At 31.3% G+C, this 18,673-nt stretch carries 19 protein-coding genes; 16 read left to right on the top strand and 3 right to left on the bottom strand.

The window, feature by feature from the left end:
• Window positions 1-175: 175 nt before the first annotated feature.
• The 4 genes from rpsU to EDD60_RS15600 are packed head-to-tail and all read left to right on the top strand — an operon-like array spanning window position 176 to window position 2,498.
• Window positions 176-358, top strand: coding sequence for a 30S ribosomal protein S21 (rpsU, locus tag EDD60_RS15585; RefSeq protein ID WP_028043837.1), 183 nt, complete (start codon window positions 176-178; stop codon window positions 356-358).
• A gap of 56 nt (window positions 359-414) precedes the next feature.
• Window positions 415-618 carry a YabP/YqfC family sporulation protein gene (locus EDD60_RS15590; RefSeq protein WP_066444208.1) on the top strand — a complete coding sequence of 68 codons (204 nt, stop codon included), beginning with the start codon at window positions 415-417 and terminating at the stop codon, window positions 616-618.
• The gene (locus tag EDD60_RS15595) at window positions 599-1,540 is read left to right on the top strand and encodes a sporulation protein YqfD (protein WP_066444204.1); all 942 of its coding nucleotides are present in this window, start codon (window positions 599-601) and stop codon (window positions 1,538-1,540) included. The genes EDD60_RS15590 and EDD60_RS15595 overlap by 20 nt, the downstream gene beginning before the upstream one ends.
• On the top strand, window positions 1,524-2,498 hold the full coding sequence (locus EDD60_RS15600) for a PhoH family protein (RefSeq protein WP_066444202.1): 975 nt from the start codon (window positions 1,524-1,526) through the stop codon (window positions 2,496-2,498). Before EDD60_RS15595 ends, EDD60_RS15600 begins: the two co-directional genes overlap by 17 nt.
• Here EDD60_RS15600 and mutY read toward each other — a convergent pair.
• Window positions 2,495-3,526, bottom strand: coding sequence for an A/G-specific adenine glycosylase (mutY, locus tag EDD60_RS15605; RefSeq protein WP_066444200.1), 1,032 nt, complete (start codon window positions 3,524-3,526; stop codon window positions 2,495-2,497). The genes EDD60_RS15600 and mutY overlap by 4 nt on opposite strands.
• Before the next feature lie 50 nt (window positions 3,527-3,576).
• On the opposite strand from mutY, the gene EDD60_RS15610 reads away from it, so the two are divergent.
• From EDD60_RS15610 to EDD60_RS15655, 10 genes are all read left to right on the top strand, one after another.
• Window positions 3,577-4,773 (top strand): deoxyguanosinetriphosphate triphosphohydrolase family protein, encoded by a 1,197-nt coding sequence (locus EDD60_RS15610; RefSeq protein WP_243646702.1) that lies wholly within the window; start codon window positions 3,577-3,579, stop codon window positions 4,771-4,773.
• Window positions 4,774-4,832: 59 nt separating this feature from the next.
• Complete coding sequence (locus EDD60_RS15615; RefSeq protein ID WP_066444198.1) at window positions 4,833-5,159, top strand: cyclic-di-AMP receptor; 327 nt, start codon at window positions 4,833-4,835, stop codon at window positions 5,157-5,159.
• A 134-nt stretch (window positions 5,160-5,293) separates the two neighbouring features.
• A complete protein-coding gene (locus EDD60_RS15620; RefSeq protein ID WP_066444195.1) occupies window positions 5,294-6,955 on the top strand; it encodes a GNAT family N-acetyltransferase in 1,662 nt (553 codons plus the stop codon).
• 259 nt (window positions 6,956-7,214) lie between these two features.
• Window positions 7,215-8,774, top strand: a complete 1,560-nt coding sequence (locus tag EDD60_RS15625) for a DEAD/DEAH box helicase (protein WP_132226544.1) — start codon at window positions 7,215-7,217, stop codon at window positions 8,772-8,774.
• Window positions 8,775-8,946: 172 nt separating this feature from the next.
• The gene (gene ppdK / locus EDD60_RS15630) at window positions 8,947-11,583 is read left to right on the top strand and encodes a pyruvate, phosphate dikinase (RefSeq protein WP_066444187.1); all 2,637 of its coding nucleotides are present in this window, start codon (window positions 8,947-8,949) and stop codon (window positions 11,581-11,583) included.
• Window positions 11,584-11,835: 252 nt separating this feature from the next.
• A complete protein-coding gene (locus EDD60_RS15635; RefSeq protein WP_066444186.1) occupies window positions 11,836-12,537 on the top strand; it encodes a metallophosphoesterase in 702 nt (233 codons plus the stop codon).
• 82 nt (window positions 12,538-12,619) lie between these two features.
• Window positions 12,620-13,615, top strand: a complete 996-nt coding sequence (locus EDD60_RS15640) for a DNA-processing protein DprA (protein ID WP_066444184.1) — start codon at window positions 12,620-12,622, stop codon at window positions 13,613-13,615.
• Window positions 13,608-14,255 (top strand): rhomboid family intramembrane serine protease, encoded by a 648-nt coding sequence (locus tag EDD60_RS15645; RefSeq protein ID WP_243646703.1) that lies wholly within the window; start codon window positions 13,608-13,610, stop codon window positions 14,253-14,255. Before EDD60_RS15640 ends, EDD60_RS15645 begins: the two co-directional genes overlap by 8 nt.
• Window positions 14,256-14,266: 11 nt before the next feature.
• Window positions 14,267-15,160 (top strand): UTP--glucose-1-phosphate uridylyltransferase GalU, encoded by an 894-nt coding sequence (gene galU / locus EDD60_RS15650; protein WP_066444181.1) that lies wholly within the window; start codon window positions 14,267-14,269, stop codon window positions 15,158-15,160.
• Window positions 15,160-15,636: a hypothetical protein gene (locus tag EDD60_RS15655; protein WP_066444177.1), complete on the top strand. Its 477-nt coding sequence runs from the start codon at window positions 15,160-15,162 to the stop codon at window positions 15,634-15,636. The genes galU and EDD60_RS15655 overlap by 1 nt, the downstream gene beginning before the upstream one ends.
• Window positions 15,637-15,658: 22 nt before the next feature.
• Here EDD60_RS15655 and EDD60_RS15660 read toward each other — a convergent pair whose 3' ends face one another.
• Window positions 15,659-16,240: a manganese catalase family protein gene (locus tag EDD60_RS15660; RefSeq protein WP_132226545.1), complete on the bottom strand. Its 582-nt coding sequence runs from the start codon at window positions 16,238-16,240 to the stop codon at window positions 15,659-15,661.
• A 17-nt stretch (window positions 16,241-16,257) separates the two neighbouring features.
• Complete coding sequence (locus tag EDD60_RS15665; protein WP_066444047.1) at window positions 16,258-16,680, bottom strand: spore coat protein CotJB; 423 nt, start codon at window positions 16,678-16,680, stop codon at window positions 16,258-16,260.
• Window positions 16,681-16,789: 109 nt separating this feature from the next.
• Between EDD60_RS15665 and EDD60_RS15670 the strand changes: the two genes are divergently transcribed.
• Window positions 16,790-17,215: a hypothetical protein gene (locus EDD60_RS15670; RefSeq protein WP_066444045.1), complete on the top strand. Its 426-nt coding sequence runs from the start codon at window positions 16,790-16,792 to the stop codon at window positions 17,213-17,215.
• 72 nt (window positions 17,216-17,287) lie between these two features.
• The gene (locus EDD60_RS15675) at window positions 17,288-18,565 is read left to right on the top strand and encodes an O-acetylhomoserine aminocarboxypropyltransferase/cysteine synthase family protein (RefSeq protein WP_066444043.1); all 1,278 of its coding nucleotides are present in this window, start codon (window positions 17,288-17,290) and stop codon (window positions 18,563-18,565) included.
• The last annotated feature ends 108 nt before the right edge of the window (window positions 18,566-18,673 follow it).

Raw genomic sequence — 18,673 nt, forward strand, 5'->3', positions numbered from 1 at the left:
TTGTAGTAAATGTGTAGTAAAACTCAACTGTTTTTCCTCTCAAAGTGGCTTAAGCCCTTGATTTTCCGCCACTTTTGAGAAAGTATTTAATTTTTCTTCATAAAAAAACTTGATTTTCTTGCATTATCCATGTATAATGACGAATGTACTTAATAGTAAAGGGGGGAAGTTCAAAATGGCAAAAACTGTAGTAAGAGAAAATGAATCTTTAGATGATGCTTTACGTCGTTTCAAAAGACAAGTTTCACGAACAGGAACCCTGCAAGAAGCTCGTAAAAGAGAATTCTATGTTAAGCCTGGTTTAAAGCGTAAGATGAAATCAGAAGCTGCTAGAAAAAATAAAGGTAAGCAAAGATAAGAAGAACGTTGTTCTTCTTTTTTTGTTTTCTCATATATTTATCATGAGGTGGTTTTATGCTTTTGATTGATGATGATAAGGTTTATATAAAAGATTATATTGAGATACTCATTATGGAAGATCATTTCTTTAAAATTAAGATGCCTAAGTATTGTTTAAATGTAAGAGGTGAAGGCTTAGCTATTTATTATTATGATCAAAATGAAATCCGGTTTTCTGGACATGTGAAAGTGATTGAATATGATGAATATAGGGTATGATTTATATGCGATTAGTCAGCAGGATATCTTTCTTTTATTAAGGCATGTTAAACAAAAAAAGCTAAAACTTTTACATTTAAGAAAAAAAGATGATATGTATTTCTTTTATATTCCTACATATCAAAGACATCAATTAAAAGATTTTAATCAGCCTTATGAATATATTAAAACAGTTGGATTTTTAAAATATGTTTTAAATTTATCTAAACAATATTTAAATATTATTGGCGTCCTTTGTTTTTTTATAAGTGTTATTGTTTGTTCGTATTATATTTTTGATATACAGATTATTGGTACGATGCCACAAGTTAATCAGCAAATGATGAAGGATTTAAAAAAAGAAAAGGTTGATTTATTTCAACCTTTAAAAAGTTATGAAAGATTAAATGAAATATTAACCTATTTGAAAAAGAATTATAAAGATAAGATAGAGTATATGAATGTTTATCAGGTAGGGAGTGTTTTTCATGTTGAATATACCAAAAGAAAACAGGATAGTATTAAAAAAGATGATTTTAGAAATTTATATGCTAAAAAAGATGGGTTGATTGCTTATTTTGATGTAGATAGTGGCTTGATTCAAGTGAAAAAGAATGATTATGTAAAAAAAGGGGAATTATTAGTAAGTAATACAATTGTTTCTACGCAAAATGAAACAAGGATTATTCCAGTTGAGGGACATGTTTATGCTTATACTTTTAATCAATTTGAAGCAAGTGTTAAGAATGTTAATCAAGATCAAGGAGAGGTTTTTTATCAATTGTTGTTGTCAATTCGTTCCTCTTTACCAAGTGATGCAATAATAGATAAAGAAAATGTTTTACAAATCACAAAGACTCGTAGTAAAATAACATTAAAGATGCATTATACTTTATTAGAAGATATTGCTGTTAAAGGAGAAGGAAATGAAGAAAGTCATTAAGTTAGATACTTATACAATTGATGAAGTCAAAAGATTTATTGGAAATAAAGATGAGAATATTCAATTGTTAGAAGAAGCTTTTCATACTCAAATTATTGTTCGTGGAGATGAATTGGTTTTAGATGATGAAGAACAAACATTAGATAAGATGGAAGCTGTCTTTACGACGCTATTAAAGCTTGTTAAGCAAGGAAAAACAATTAGTAAGCGTGATATCATGTATACACTAAAACTCGCTGAAACAAACCATTTGAAGGTTATTGATGAGCTTTATCAAATCAAGATTGCCAGAACAATGAGTGGAAAACTTATTTATCCTAAAACTTTAGGGCAAAAGGAATATTATTATGCTTTAAAACATAATGATGTTGTCTTTGGAATTGGACCAGCAGGGACAGGAAAAACTTATTTAGCAGTGGTTTTTGCTGTTCAGGCATTAAAAAATAATGAAGTTAAAAAAATTATTTTAACTAGACCAGCGGTTGAAGCTGGTGAAAATCTTGGTTTCTTACCTGGAGATTTGAAAGAAAAAGTTGACCCTTATTTACGACCTCTTTATGATGCCTTGTATGATATGTTAGGTCAAGAACAGACAGAACGATTAATTGAAAAAGGAACAATTGAAATTGCTCCACTTGCTTATATGCGTGGCCGTACACTAGAAGATGCTTATGTTATTTTAGATGAAGCTCAAAATACAACAGATGCTCAAATGAAAATGTTCTTAACTCGTTTAGGTTTCAATTCAAAGATGATTGTGACAGGTGATGTCACACAAATCGATTTACCTAAAGGGATTATGAGTGGTTTAAAACGTGCTTTGCATATTTTAAAAGATGTTCAAGGTATTCGTTTTGTATATTTATCAGCAATGGATGTTGTTCGTCATCCTGTTGTACAAAAGATTATTGAACGTTATGAATCAGATGAAAGCTATAAAGAAAGCAGAGAATATTAGAACTCTCTGCTTTTTAGATAGGCTTTTAAGACTTTAAGATGAGCAGTTGATAATGGTAGTTTTTCAATCTCATCTAAAGTATATAAATGCTCAATAGGTACATTTATGATGAAATGATAGACATGCATATACCAAGTACGATGCGTAAAGACATGTTTAAGATCATCGATATGAGCCACAATAGATAAAGGAATATGGAACTGTTTTTCAAATTCCTCAACAAAACGATAAGGACTTTCAATATCATATTGAATAAATCCATAAAGATTTTCTAATAATCCTGCTGGATTTTGAATCAAGAGAATCTGATTTTGATATGTAATGATTCCAGTTGTATAATGAATTTCTTGATGTTTAATATTTTTTATATTGATAGGTAAGACTTTTTGTTGATTTTTAGCATAAGCAAGACAATGTGATTGAATGGGACAAATATCACACTGTGGATTGATAGGACGACAAATTGTTGCACCTAAATCCATTAAACCTTGATTAAAAGCTGAACTATCATAACCAATCAAAAGTTCCTTGACAATATCAGTAATCTTTTTTTGTGTCTTATTTAAAGCAATATTATCTTTAAGTAGATAGACTCTTGAGATAATGCGTAAGACATTACCATCAATCGCTGGTGTGGATTGATGGTAAGCAATGGAACAAATAGCCCCAGCTGTATAAGGACCAATACCCTTTAAAGCAAGAATATCTTCATATGTGTTTGGAAACTCTCCATGATATTTCTCGACAATGATTTGAGCTGTTTCATGAATATGTTTAGCTCGGCGATAGTAGCCTAAGCCTTCCCATAGTTTATAGACTTCTTCTAAAGAGGCATTAGCTAATTTATCAATTGTATCAAAGGTTTCCATAAAACGTTTAAAATAAGGAATCACTGCTTCAGTTGTTGTTTGTTGAAGCATAATTTCACTAATCCATATGTTATAAGGATTTTCATTTTCACGCCAAGGAAAATGACGATGATTTTCCTGGTACCAAGTTATTAATTTATGTTGCATATTGTTTTGCATATTATCACCCAAAGCATTATACTATAAATAATGTAAAAAAAGCAAAGGATGTGATTTTTTTGAAAAAAGAAGATAAAATTATACATTCATCATTAATTGAAACCAAACTCATGGACGAACGCTTATCGCCCTATGCAACGAAAAATAGTGAATGTATTAAAGTTAAACATACATTAAAACCATCAACTGAATTTGATATCCGTTGGCCTTTTGAAAAAGACATTGATCGTGTTCTTTATTCAAAAAGCTATTCACGTTATGTCGATAAGACCCAAGCGCTATCATTTTTTAGTAATATTCATATTACCAAACGTTCACTTCATGTTCAGTGGGTTTCCCGTATTGCTAGACAAATTGGACGTGGCTTGAATTTAAATTTGGATTTGATAGAAGCCATTGCTTTAGGTCATGATTTAGGACATGCTCCTTATGGTCATGTTGGTGAAAAGGCCATTAATGATTGTTTGGAAGAAAGACATTTTGGATATTTTACTCATAATGCAAATAGTGTTAGAAATCTTTTATTTATTGAAAGAAATGGAGTTGGATATAACGTTTCTTTACAAGTTTTAGATGGTATTTTGTGTCATAATGGGGAAATCTTATCAAGAATATATAAACCTGATCGTCAAAAGACTATTCAGCAATTTTGGCAAGAGTATGAAAAATGCTGGCATGAAAAAGATTATTCAAAAAGAATCTTACCAATGACATTAGAAGGTTGTGTCGTTCGTATTTCTGATGTTATTTCTTATGTGGGTAAAGATATAGAAGATGCTATTAAGGTTGGAATTATTAATGAAGATGACTTACCAGAAGAAGTGGTTAGAGTTTTAGGCAAAGACAATAAGTCGATGATTAATCGTTTGATTGGGGATATTGTGATTCATAGTTATCGCAAACCTTATTTAGAGTTTTCTCCAGAGGTATATGCGGCTTTAGAAGTGCTTTTTGATTTTATTTCTACACATATTCATCACCATCCAACATTAGTTAAAGAAAATGAAAAATTGACACGACTTGTTAAGGAATTATATAATGCCTTTTATGAAGATTTATTAGATGATAAAGATGAAGATCATGGCATTGATAGACATGTCTTTAAAATGATTGAAACATATAAAGAAACGCCACCAGAGATGATTGTAAGTGATTATTTATCTGGTATGACAGATAGCTATGCTTTACGTGTTTATGAAGATCGTTTTTTACCTAAGCAACATGGAGAAATGATACAAGATGATTAAAAAAGGATGTAATTGTTAAAAAAAAGTGTTAATATATAATTAAAGAAGGGGGTTATGTAATGAAACTTATAATTGCAATTGTTAATAATGATGATAGTTCCACTGTACAATCTGCTTTAACTGAAGGTGGATTCTTTGTTACAAAACTAGCAACATCAGGGGGATTTTTAAAGAAAGGAAATACAACTTTCTTTATTGGTACCAATGATGACAAAGTTAATCCAGCTTTAGAAATCATTAAAGCACATGCAAGAAAGCGAGTGGAAAAAGAACCAACTGTACCACCTACTGAAATGGGTGAATTCTTTACACCAATCATGGTTGATGTTTTAGTTGGTGGAGCAACAGTTTTTGTTGTTGATGTTGATCGCTTTGAAAAAATTTAGAAAACAGCTTCGGCTGTTTTTTGTTTTGTTTTGATGTATAGCATTAATATTGATGTTGAATAGGGATTGTGCTATGATATGAAAATAAAACAAGGTCAATAATAATTGGTTTGATTCTTGATGAAGGAGTACATATGGAAGTTAGAATTTTAAGAGGACATGAAGTTCATGAAGCAAATTGTTTAATAATGAAAATGTTTGATAAATATATAGCCGTTGATTGTTTAAAAGAAAGTCAACAAGCATTAAATGATGAAAATATTTTAGCTTTAATGAAAGCTGGAATTTTAATAATGATAGGGGCTTTCATCAATGAACAAATGGTAGGGGTTATTGGAATAAAGAATCTAGAAGATATTCAAATTCTATTTGTAGATGAAAAATATCAAAGACAATCCATTGGAACAACACTGATGAATCAAGCTAAGAAATTAATGTATGGAACTATTCATGTTCAAGCAAATGTTCAAGCAGTTGCCTTTTTTCAACAAAATGGTTTTGTTATAGAGGGACCAGAACAAATTGTTAATGGATTAAAAACTGTAGCAATGGGCTATAAAAGTCATGATGAGAAAAAGTTTCATACATATGATGAAGTCCATGATTTTATAGCTAGTCAAAAAGATCGTGTTTATGCATTAGATAATTTTAAACGTTTTATGAAAGATATGGGTGATCCACAGAAGCTATTAAAAACAATTCATATTGGTGGAACAAATGGGAAAGGCTCAACAGCAAATTATGTCCGTTCAGTCTTGCAAAGAGAAGGCTATAAGGTGGCAACCTTTACTTCACCAGTATTAGTTACGCGATTAGAAGTTATGCGGATTAATAATGAACATATCCGTGAAGATGAAATTATTCGTTATGCAAATCGTTATATGTCTGAATGGTTGGCTTATGAGCTTTCAATGTTTGAAATAGAAGTTTTTATTGCTATTATGTTTTTTATTAAGCATCGTGTTGATTTTGCAGTTTTTGAAGTTGGTCTAGGTGGTGAATTAGATGCAACGAATATTGTTTCACCAATTATTGCGGCAAATACAAATATCGGTTTAGATCATACAGAATATTTAGGAAATACATATGAACAGATTGCTCGGACAAAAGGTGGCATCATTAAAGATTATGTTCCTTTTGTGACTGGTGAAAAAAAGCAAGAGTGTATTGAAGTTTTTCAAGAGATCTGTCAACAACATCATAGTCCACTATTATTTGTTCAACCTTTACATAATGTTTGTGATGATCAAGGAAAAGTGACTTATGATTATCGTCAATATCATATTGAATTAAATACTGCAGCTAAATATCAAAGTGAAAATAGTGCTTTAGCAATTGAAATCTTGTTGTATTTAAAAGAAAATGGTTATATTGAATTAAAAGAAGATGACTTGTTGTTAGGTTTAAAGGAAGCAATTTGGCAAGGACGCTTTGAAACAGTTTGTCAAAAACCTTTGATGATTATTGATGGAGCTCACAATAAAGAGGGTATGATGGCTTTTTATGAATCGGCTAAGAAATATCACAATATCAAAATTATATTCAGTGCTTTAAGAGATAAAGATACACATGCAATGTTAGAGTTATTATTAAAATTAAGTGATGATGTCACAGTTTGTGAATTTGATTTCTATCGCGCTCAAAGTGCTATCAAATTAGCTGAAGATTTCCCAGTAAAGATTGAAAAAGATTGGCATAAGGCGATTGATGATGCTTTTAGCCATGATGGGGTTGTTTTTATCACAGGTTCACTTTATTTCTTGTCGCAAGTTCGTCCTTATATCATTAATCATTAATAGTTAAAATAAACCTTGTGTTTTTAAAAAGAGTATGCTATTATCACATAGAAGAAAAACGACTGAAAAAACCAGGAGAAACTTCCTGGTTTTCTTTATGGATTTTTCTCAATATGAAGTTTTAAAATGCAAAATGTGTTAAAAATATATGTGAGACGTTCGCCTTAATTAGTTATAGTCTATAACTCTGTGTAGGTGGATGTATGTATCACAAATATCGACATGCAAAGAGTAGATTATAAAAAAGAAAGAGGACTATATGGACAAAATAACATTTAAAGATTTAGGTTTATCGAAAGACGTATTAAAAGGAATTGAAATGATGGGGTATGTATCACCTTCACCAATTCAAGAAAAATCAATTCCTGTTTTATTAGAAGGTAAAGATATTATTGGACAAGCTCAAACTGGAACGGGAAAAACATTAGCATTTGGAAGTGTTTTATTATCAACAATTGAAAAGAATAATAAACAGGTTCAAGCATTGATTTTATCCCCAACAAGAGAATTGGCTTTACAAATTCATGAAGAATTAAAACGTATTGGAAAATATACTGATTTATCAATTGTAAGTGTTTTTGGTGGAAGTGAAATTGATAAGCAAAGTAAAAATTTAAAACGTGGAGCGGATATTGTTGTTGGAACACCTGGTCGTGTTCAAGATTTAATGCGTCGTAAGGTATTGAAGATTGATCATATTCAATGGATGGTTTTAGATGAAGCTGATGAAATGTTGAATATGGGATTTATTGAAGATATTGAAAATATTTTACAGGCAACACCAGCTGAGAAAAGAACAATTCTCTTTTCCGCAACAATGCCTTCAGATATCAAAAAAATTGCGAGTAACTATATGCAAGAAGATTATATGCATATTCAAATAAAATCTAAGACAAAGACTGCATCAACTGTTTCGCAATATTACTTTGAAGCAGCAGCTAATCAAAAATTTGAAGCATTATGCCGTATCTTAGATTCACGTGAAATGGAAAATACAATTATTTTCTGTAAAACTAAAAGAAGTGTTGATGAAATTGTAGCTGCGATGCAACAAAAACATTATAATGTAGAAGCAATGCATGGTGATTTATCACAAAATCAACGTATGAATACATTGAAAAGATTTAAGAGTGGACAAGTTCAATATTTAGTTGCTACGGATGTGGCAGCAAGAGGAATTGATGTTGATAATATTTCACATGTTATTAATTATGAAATGCCTCAAGATGAAGAATTATATATTCACCGTATTGGAAGAACTGGACGTGCAAATAAAAAAGGAGAAGCTTATTCGATTGTTACAAATCGTGAAAAGAATTTCTTGATGTCAATTCAAAAAAGAACTAATAGTCATATTGAAGCAATGCCAATTCCATCAAATCAAGATATTTTTGATCAAAAGATTAAAGAATTGTTATTTGATGTACAAGAAGAAATGTTAAAAGGAAATTTAGAAATGTTTGAAGATATCGTTAAAGATATTCCTAGCAACATGAAAAATGAAGTTTTAGCAACTTTACTTTCAATGTGTTATCAACAAAGAGTTGGTTTTGATTATAAAGAAGATATGTCTAATCGTGCATATGATCGTATTTTTATGACTGCTGGATCAATGGATAAGATTAGTGTTAAAGATATTATTGATTTCTTTGTGAAATTTGGAAAGATTAAGAAAAGTGATATTGGGGATGTGACAATTAAGCGTAAATTTACTTTTGTTGATATTAAGACACAAGTGAGCCAAAAAGCGGTTAAAGGATGTCATAATCAAAAAATTAATCGTCGTAAGGTACGTTTAGAGTTTGCAAGTGAAAAATAATTATTTTTTCTAAATATACGAAAAAACTTGACATGATGAACAAAATTTGAATTTTAAGGACAATTTCAAAAAGGAAATTGTCTTTTTTTTCACAATTTAAGGCAATTTAAGGTTGAATGTAAGCACTCACATAGTGTATAATAAGTAAAGTAGTAATGAAGGAGGAACTTATATGAAAAAATATGTCTACCTATTTAGCGAAGGTAATAAAGACATGCGTAACCTTTTAGGTGGTAAAGGTGCCAACTTAGCTGAAATGACTAACATTGGTTTACCAGTACCTCAAGGGTTCACTGTCACTACTGAAGCCTGCACTAAATACTATGAAGACGGAAAAATGATTTCTAAAGAAATTGAAGATCAAGTTAGTGAAAAACTTGCAGAGCTTGAAAAAATTACAGGTAAAAAGATGGGGGACGCTCATAATCCATTATTAGTTTCTGTACGTTCTGGAGCAAGAGCATCAATGCCTGGTATGATGGATACAGTCTTAAACTTAGGGATGAATGATGAAGTTGCTAAAGGATTTACTGAAGTAACTCATAACCCTCGTTTTGTATACGATAGTTATCGTCGTTTTATTCAAATGTTCGCAGATGTTGTTATGGGATTCCCAAAAAGTTCATTTGAAAGAATGTTTGACAAAGTTAAAGAAGAAAAAGGTGTTGAATATGACACTGAATTAACTGCTGAAGATTTAATGGAAGTTGTTGAAATCTATAAAGGTGAATACAAAAAACATGCTGGAGAAGATTTCCCACAAGATCCTAAAGTTCAAATGATGGAAGCTATTAAAGCTGTATTTAGATCTTGGAACAATGACCGTGCTATTACTTATAGACGTTTAAATGACATTCCTGGTAGCTGGGGAACTGCTGTTAACGTACAAGAAATGGTATATGGTAACCGTGGAGATACTTCTGGTACAGGTGTTGCTTTCACAAGAAACCCTGCAACTGGTGAAAAGAAATTATATGGTGAATACTTAATGAATGCTCAAGGTGAAGACGTTGTTGCTGGTATTCGTACACCTCAAACAATTGATACATTAAAAGAAGTTATGCCTGAATGTTATGATCAATTTGTTAAAATCAATAAGATTCTTGAAGAACATTACAAAGATATGCAAGATATGGAATTTACTATTGAAGATGGTAAATTATTCATGTTACAAACTCGTAATGGTAAGAGAACTGCAGCAGCTGCATTAAAGATTGCTGTTGACTTAGTTAACGAAGGAATGATTTCTAAGGAAGAAGCTTTATTAAAAGTTGAACCTAAACAATTAGATCAATTATTACATCCTAACTTTGATGATACTGCTTTACGTTGTGCTCATGTTGTTGCTACTGGATTAGCTGCATCACCTGGAGCTGCAACTGGACGTATTTATTTCACTGCTGAAGATGTTATTGAAGCTAAAAACAATGGAGTTCAAGATATCTTATTAGTTCGTCTTGAAACTTCTCCAGAAGATATCGAAGGTATGAATATTGCTCATGGTATCTTAACAATTCGTGGTGGTATGACATCACATGCTGCAGTTGTTGCTAGAGGTATGGGAACTTGCTGTGTATGTGGATGTGGTTCATTAAAGATTGATGAAGAAGCAAAAATCTTAACAACACCTGATGGTAAACAATATCATGAAGGTGATTATATGTCATTAGATGGAAGCACTGGTAATGTTTATGGTGAACAAATCAAAACTGTTGAACCAGAAATTAGTGGTGACTTCGAAACATTCATGGAATGGGCTGATGAAGCACGTACTTTACAAGTTCGTACTAATGCTGATACTCCTAGAGATGCATTACAAGCTCGTAAATTTGGTGCTGAAGGTATTGGATTATGTAGAACTGAACATATGTTCTTTGAAGAAGAAAGAATTTTCAACTTCAGACGTATGATTACTGCTGAAGATGAAGCAACAAGACGTGAAGCTTTAGAAAAAATCTTACCATATCAAAGATCTGACTTCAGAGAATTATTTAAAGCTATGGAAATCTATCCAGTAACAATTCGTTTCTTAGATCCACCTTTACATGAATTCTTACCTCATACTGATGAAGAAATTAGACCTTTAGCTGAAAGCTTAGGTATGACTTTTGATGCATTAAAAGCACGTGTTGAATCATTAAAAGAATTCAACCCAATGATGGGACACAGAGGATGCCGTCTTGCTGTGACTTATCCTGAAATTGCTGAAATGCAAACAAGAGCTGTTATTGAAGCAGCTATCGCTGCTAATAAAGAAGGACAAAATGTTGTTCCTGAAATCATGATTCCACTTGTTGGAGATGTTAAAGAATTAAAATATGTTAAGAAAGTTGTTACAGAAACAGCTGATAGAATTATTGCTGAAGCTGGAGTTGAATTACCATACAAAGTTGGTACTATGATTGAAATTCCAAGAGCTGCATTAACAGCTGATAAGATTGCTGAAGAAGCTGAATTCTTTAGCTTTGGTACAAATGACTTAACTCAAATGACTTATGGATTCAGCCGTGATGATGCTGCTAAATTCTTAGGTGATTACTATTCTAAACAAATTTTCGAATCTGATCCATTTGCAAAAGTTGACCAAGAAGGTGTTGGACAATTAATGAAAATTGCAGTGGAAAAAGGTCGTCAAACTCGTCCAGATATCAAATTAGGTATCTGTGGTGAACATGGTGGAGAAGCTAGCTCAGTTGAATTCTGCCATAAGTTAGGATTAACTTATGTTTCATGTTCTCCATACCGTGTACCTTTAGCTCGTTTAGCTGCTGCTCAAGCTGCTGTTAAAGAAAAATTAGGTATTGAATAGAGTTTATAGAGAGATATGCTTATCGTGTATCTCTTTTTTTCTTTTTTCATTATGATATAATTATATTAGTTATCTTATAAGGATATCAATAAATGAAGCTAGTGAAGTAATAAGTAAACTTTATTATTTAATGGTTGAATTGTCTTCAATTGATTAGGGGATGATTATTTGTGAAAAATAAATTATTAAATAATCGTATGGAATAATGAATGATTTTCGTTTTGAATAATAACAATAAGTGAGATGATAAATATGATTTATGTTATGAGTGATTTACATGGTGAATATGAAAAATACAAAGCGATGCTTGATAAAATACAATTACGTGATGAAGATACACTTTTTGTGCTTGGTGATGTGATTGATCGAGGCAATCAGGGTATTCGTATATTGTTGGATATGATGAATCGAGAAAATGTCTGTCCAATCTCAGGAAATCATGAATATATGGCATCCTGTTGTTTTGGTTGGTTAAAAAATGGCATTACTCAAGAAAATATGAATAAGCTTAAAGATGAACAAGTACAAGATTTGGCTGATTGGATGGCAAATGGTGCTTATCCAACTATTCGAGAGTTAACATTGCTAAGTCGTGATGAACAAGATGCTGTATTTGAGTATGTTTTGAATTTTCCGCTTTATGAAGTTGTTTATGTAAAGCAACAAAAATATATCTTAGTTCATGCTGGGTTAGGAAATTTTAATCCACTTAAAGAATTATCAGATTATACAATTGATGAACTTGTTTGGCAAAGGCCTAAACTTGAAAAAAGACTTTTTGATAATTTAGAAACATTTGTTGTTTGTGGACACACACCTACACCATTAATTTGTGGTGAGGCAAAGATTTATCATTATCATCAACAAATCTTTATTGATTGTGGAGCATCTTTTCAGGGTGGAAAATTAGGGTGTTTGTGTTTAGATACGATGGAAGAATATTATATAGACTGATGAAAAATAAGGTTTTACTTTTTCTTGTATCGACTGATAAGATGAACTATGCTATAATAGGGAAAAAAGTGTGGGTGGTATAATGAGAATTCAATTGAATTTAGATAGTATTGCTGTTCTTTTATTTTGTGGTGATTTAATTGTTGATAATACAGCACCACTTTCATTGGAAGAATGGAATGATGTAGAAAGAAAATTAAAAAGTTCATCAAGAAAAACACCTTCTAAATTATTTGGTATGAATAAAGATACACTTATCCAAATTTTAGGGATTGATGAATATATAGCATATAAAATGATTGCAAGATTATCAACATTAAATGATTTAATGTTTGCTTTAGCAAATTTAGAAAATGAAGGTATCTTCATTACTACAAAATATGAAGATAACTATCCTAAAGTCTTAATGACTTCATTAAAAAAACGTGCACCTTTATATTTTTATTATGTTGGTGATTTGTCAATAACTTCGTCTCCAATGATTTCAGTAGTGGGACCACAGGATTTAGAAAGACGCTTAAATTCTTTTACTAAAAATGTTGTAACAAAGATCTATGATGAAGAAAAAGTTTTAGTATCCAATGGGACAAAAGGAACAGATGCTTATGCATTAAAGACTTTTATGAATTTGGGTGGTAAGGCAGTTTGTGTTGTGAGTGATCATATGTTTGATAAAAAGAAAACTTATTCTAAATATATCAAGGATGGTCGGATGGTTTTAATGAGTGCAGTTGATCCTTTTGCTTATTTTAATGTTACAAATGCCTTGGATAGAAATATTTATGTATGTGGATTATGTGATAATCAAATTATTACAGCGACACATATTAATAGTGGAAGTGTATGGTTTACAACTATTCAAAATTTTCATTATCATTGGACAAAACAACTTGTTTTAGATGATGATCATTATGGTGGAAATATACGTTTGTTAGAAATGGGAGCTATTAAGTTAACTTATGAAGATATTTTGTCATTATTAACGATTGAACAAATTATTGAAAAAAATGAAGTTGTAGAGGAGGAAGTAGAAGTGCTTGTAGATCAGATGTCTATCTATGAGTTCTTGGATGAATAATATGTTAAATGAATTGAAAAGAAAATTTAAAAAATTTCCCATCACAATTTCATTGATTGGGATTTGTGTTGTTGTTTATGTCATATCTTTTGTTTTGTTTGGAGAAGAAATGAATACCCAAGAAGGTTTAGTAATGGGAGCTTATAATCCTTTATATGTTTATTATAAGCATGAGATTTATCGCTTGTTCACAGCTAATTTTATTCATTTTGGTTTGTTGCATATTGCCGTGAACTGTTATTCTTTATATGGTTTAGGGATGTTTATTGAAGCTTCTTTAAAGACTAAAAAATATGTCATTGTTTTATTGATAAGTGCTCTAGCAACAACCACTTTACCATTTTTATTATTTTTATTGAATGGTTTTGGAGCTTATAGTGTAAGTGGTGGAATCAGTGGTGTTATTTTTGGGTTGATTGGTGCTTTAGGAGCTTTGGCTTTAAAATATCGTCAAGTTTTTATGGATGTTTTTAAACAATTAGCTCCTAATGTTATTTTGATGTTAGTGATTTCATTTGTTGTTCCTTCTATCTCAATGTCTGGACATCTTTCTGGATTGATTGGTGGCTTTGTATCAACATATGTTATTTTAAATATCAAACCTAAAAAGAAAGATCCTTATCGTGATTTAGTGAATTAAAGGAGAAGAATATGAAGAATCAAAAAGTAAGAAAAGCAGTTATTCCTGCGGCTGGACTAGGAACGAGATTTTTACCAGCAACCAAAGCACTTGCTAAAGAAATGCTTCCAATTGTTGATACTCCAACAATTCAATATATTATTGAAGAAGCTGTAGCAAGTGGAATTGAAGAAGTATTAGTTATTACAAATAGTAATAAACATGCTATGGAGAATCATTTTGATGTGAATTATGAATTAGAAGAAAGATTAAAGGCATCAGGGAAAGATGCTCAAGTTAAAATGATTAGAGATATTGCAAATTTAGCTAATATTTATTATATTCGTCAGAAAGAGCCAAAAGGATTAGGACATGCTATTTTATGTGCTGAAACATTTATTGGTGATGAACCATTTGCAGTTTTGTTAGGTGATGATATTGTTGTAAATAAAAATTCAAAACCAGCATTACAACAATTGATTGATGCTTATCAACAGACACAATCATCTGTTGTTGGGGTACAAACAGTGGATAAAAAAGATGTTAACAAATATGGAATTGTTGAACCTGATGTTATGCACTCACCTAAAGGTCGTTTGGTTAAATTATCAAGTATGGTGGAAAAGCCAGCGGTTGATAAAGCACCAAGTCAAATGGCTGTTTTAGGTCGTTATGTTTTGACTCCTGAGATTTTTGATTTGTTAAAAACTCAAGAAACAGGTGCTGGTGGTGAAATTCAGTTAACGGATGCGATTAAACGTTTGATGGATCGTCAGGCAGTTTATGCATATGATTTTGAAGGAGTTCGTTATGATGTTGGAGATAAATTTGGTTTTATCAAAGCAACAATTGATTTTGCAATTGATCGAGAAGATCTGCATGATCAAGTATTAGCCTATATTCAAAAGATTGCGAGGGAAGATTAATGTCGTTTCAAGAAAAATTTAAAGCATATCAAGAAAGACAAGAAGCGAAGAAATATTTTCGTTCAAATAATGATCAATTTTTAGATTCTAGTCAATGGGTTAAAACAATTGTGGGTGGATTATTAGCAGCAATTGCTTGTGGTATTATTTTAGGAGTAGTGATTACAGCTTTACATATAACATCATCATTATTTTATTTGATATGTGGATATGTTGTTGCTATGGCAGTTACTAAAATTGCGAATGTTCATTCCAATCAAGTGGCTATTGTGAGTGTTGTTTTAACGTTTGTTTGTTTTGTTGTTGGTGAAATGACAATGATGTACTTACCAATTTATGAAATGGGAATTGGTATTGGAGGTCTTGGAATTATTAATCTTATAGTTATTAGTGTTAAAAGCTTATTTTTTGGTGATTTGTTTACGATTATTATTGCTGTTTTAGGTTTGTTCATTGCCTACGAAGTTGCAAAATAAAACCTAGGAAAAATCCTGGGTTTTAGCAATTTTGTTTAATATCTGGCTGATAATATTTTTTGACATATTCTTCGTAAAGCTCTCTAAATCTTTCATAGTGAATGATTTCACGTTGTCTTAAAAAAGAAAGTGGTGCAAGTAAATCAGGGTCTTGTGTTTGATTCATAAGATTTTCATAAACAGCCCTGGCTTTTTGTTCGGCCGCCATATCTTCTGCGATATCAGCGACTGGATCACCTGTTGCTGCAAAATAAGCAGCTGTAAATGGAACACCATTTGAGTCAACTGGGAACAATGAGCAGCCATGTTCAGTATAATAACTTTGTAATCCAGCTGCTTTGATTTCTTCAATAGAAGCACCTTGTGTTAATTGGTACACCATTGTTGAAACCATTTCCATATGACCAAGTTCTTCAGTTCCAATGTCTGTCAATAAGGCTTTTCCTTTTTCGTCAGGCATAGTATAACGTTGTGAAATATAACGCATAGATGCTGCCAATTCACCATTAGGACCTCCGAATTGAGTGATAATATATTTAGCCATACTTAAATCTTTGTTTTTAATTGAAATAGGGTATTGCAATTTTTTGCTATAAAGCCACATTTATATAATTCCTCCTTTTAACATTGATATTCCCAAGGCCAAGGACCTTGTACCCATTGAAATGGGACTTTGTTTTCACTATCTGATACTAATAAAGGTCCAAATTCTTTTTCAAAATCTTTTTTGGCTGCTTTGGCTTTATCAGCATATTCTCTATAAAGTTGTACCATTCTTTGATTTTTTGGATGAATATCCAAATAAAGATTGATTTCATGTGCCACAAATTCATATGTTTGCACTTCTAATAAAGCTTGTTGTCTTTTATTTTGAGGTTGCAAACAGTAATTAGAAAAGCCACGATAAGACATATATAATTCTTTAAAAAGATTTCCTAACATAATGGCCTCTTGAGCATCAAATAATTTTGGATTTGTATCACAGTGACTTTCTGGCATAAAAAATGGTTGAAAACATGATTGATTGTCTTGATAAATATTCATAATAACCTCCTTCAACAATAGAGTATGTTTTTAATTTTGTTTGGTTAAGGACAAATGTTTATTTTCAGTTCATATTATATGATTATAATGAAGAAGAAAGGGTGGTTATATGAAAGTTCAAGTCGTATATACAACACATTGTAAAGATGCTAAATTACTCGCTGAAGACATTGCCAGATATGCGCGAACATACGCAAGACCAACCACTGAGTTTAATTTTGATGAGGATATTGATTTATTAGTTTTAGGTTTTGAAGAATATCCTTGTGTAAAAGATAAAGAATTAGAGGAGTTTATCTGTCGTCTGTCTCGTCAGCATGTTCATAATTTAGCTTTGTTTAATTTGTTTTGTTTTAAGAATAAACAAATGGATAAGATTATTGAGCTTTGTCAAAAACAAGATTTACCTTTAATGAGAGAAACTTATTCATGTAAAAAGAGTTTAAAGACAAAACATTGTTTAGATGATGATGTTGTTTCGGGTGGAAGAATATATATAGAAGATATGGTTAATATTTGTAATCATTATTATTAGAAAAGAGCCTTTGCTCTTTTTTTTAATAGTTCAATATGATACAATAATTTACATTAAGGGGGAATTTATAAAATGAGTAAAAATTATCGTTTTGAAACATTACAAATTCATGCAGGACAAAAACCAGATCCAGTCACAAAAGCCACAGGTATTCCAATTTATTTATCAAATGCCTTTACTTTTGATGATGCTGATCAAGCTAAAAATATATTTGCCTTAGAAGAAGGTGGATATTTCTATTCACGTTTATCAAATCCAACTGTTGATGCCCTTCAACAAAGAATGGCAGCCTTAGATGGTGGAGTAGGAGCAGTTGCTTTTGCTTCAGGAACAGCAGCAATTATGGGATTGATTATGACAGTGTGTGAAACTGGTGATGAAATTATTGCAGCTAATAATTTATATGGTGGAACGATTGGTTCACTATCAGGAACAATGGCAGGAATGGGATTTGTTTCACATTTTGTTAATCCTAGAGATTTAAAGGCAATGGAAGCTTTGATTAATGATAAAACTAAAATCATTTTTGTTGAGTCAGTAGGAAATCCTAATGGCGATATGCTAGATTTCGATGCAATTAGTGCATTATGTAAGAAATATGGTATTTTATTTGTTGTTGATAATACAACACCAACATCATATTTATTTAGACCAATCGAACATGGTGCTGATTTAGTTGTGTATTCAACAACAAAATATATTGCTGGTCATGGTAATGTTATGGGTGGTATTATTGTTGATAGTGGTCAATTTGATTGGCATAATGAAAGATATCCATTGTTTACAAATCCTGATAAAGCTTATCATGATATTGTTTATGCTGATTTAAATGAAGCTGCTTTTTGTACAAAGGCTGTTGCTAAAACACTTAGAGATTTAGGTGGATGTATGTCACCATTTAATGCTTATTTAACTTTACTTGGATTAGAAACTTTATCATTACGTATGGATAAACATGTTGAAAATTCAAGAAAAATTGCACAATTCTTAAATGAGAATGAAGCGGTTGAATGGGTAAGTTATGCAGAACTTGAAGGTCATGAATCACATGAACTATGTCAAAAGTATTTTCCTAAAGGCTTTGGCGGATTGTTTACTTTTGGGGTAAAAGGTGGACTTGAAGGTGGTAAGACAGTTATTAATCATATTCAATTATTTACTCACGTCACAAATTTTGCGGATTCAAGAAGTTTATTGACACATCCAGCTTCAACAACACATGCTCAAATGAGTGAAGAAGAAAGACTTGCTGGTGGAGTTCAACAAGGTACAATTCGTATTTCTGTTGGATTGGAAAATATTGAAGATTTAATTGCTGATTTGCAACAAGCATTTGATAAGATTCAATAAAAAAACTATAACATTTGAACCGCCCCTGTCAAGTAGACAGGTGAAATAATTAAAATTATTATTGAAGTTGTCGATAAGACAACTTCATTTTTTTATGTAGCTAATATT

Origin of the sequence: Longibaculum muris (assembly GCF_004343035.1) — a bacterium.
Taxonomy (GTDB): Bacteria; Bacillota_I; Bacilli_A; order Erysipelotrichales; family Coprobacillaceae; genus Longibaculum; species Longibaculum muris.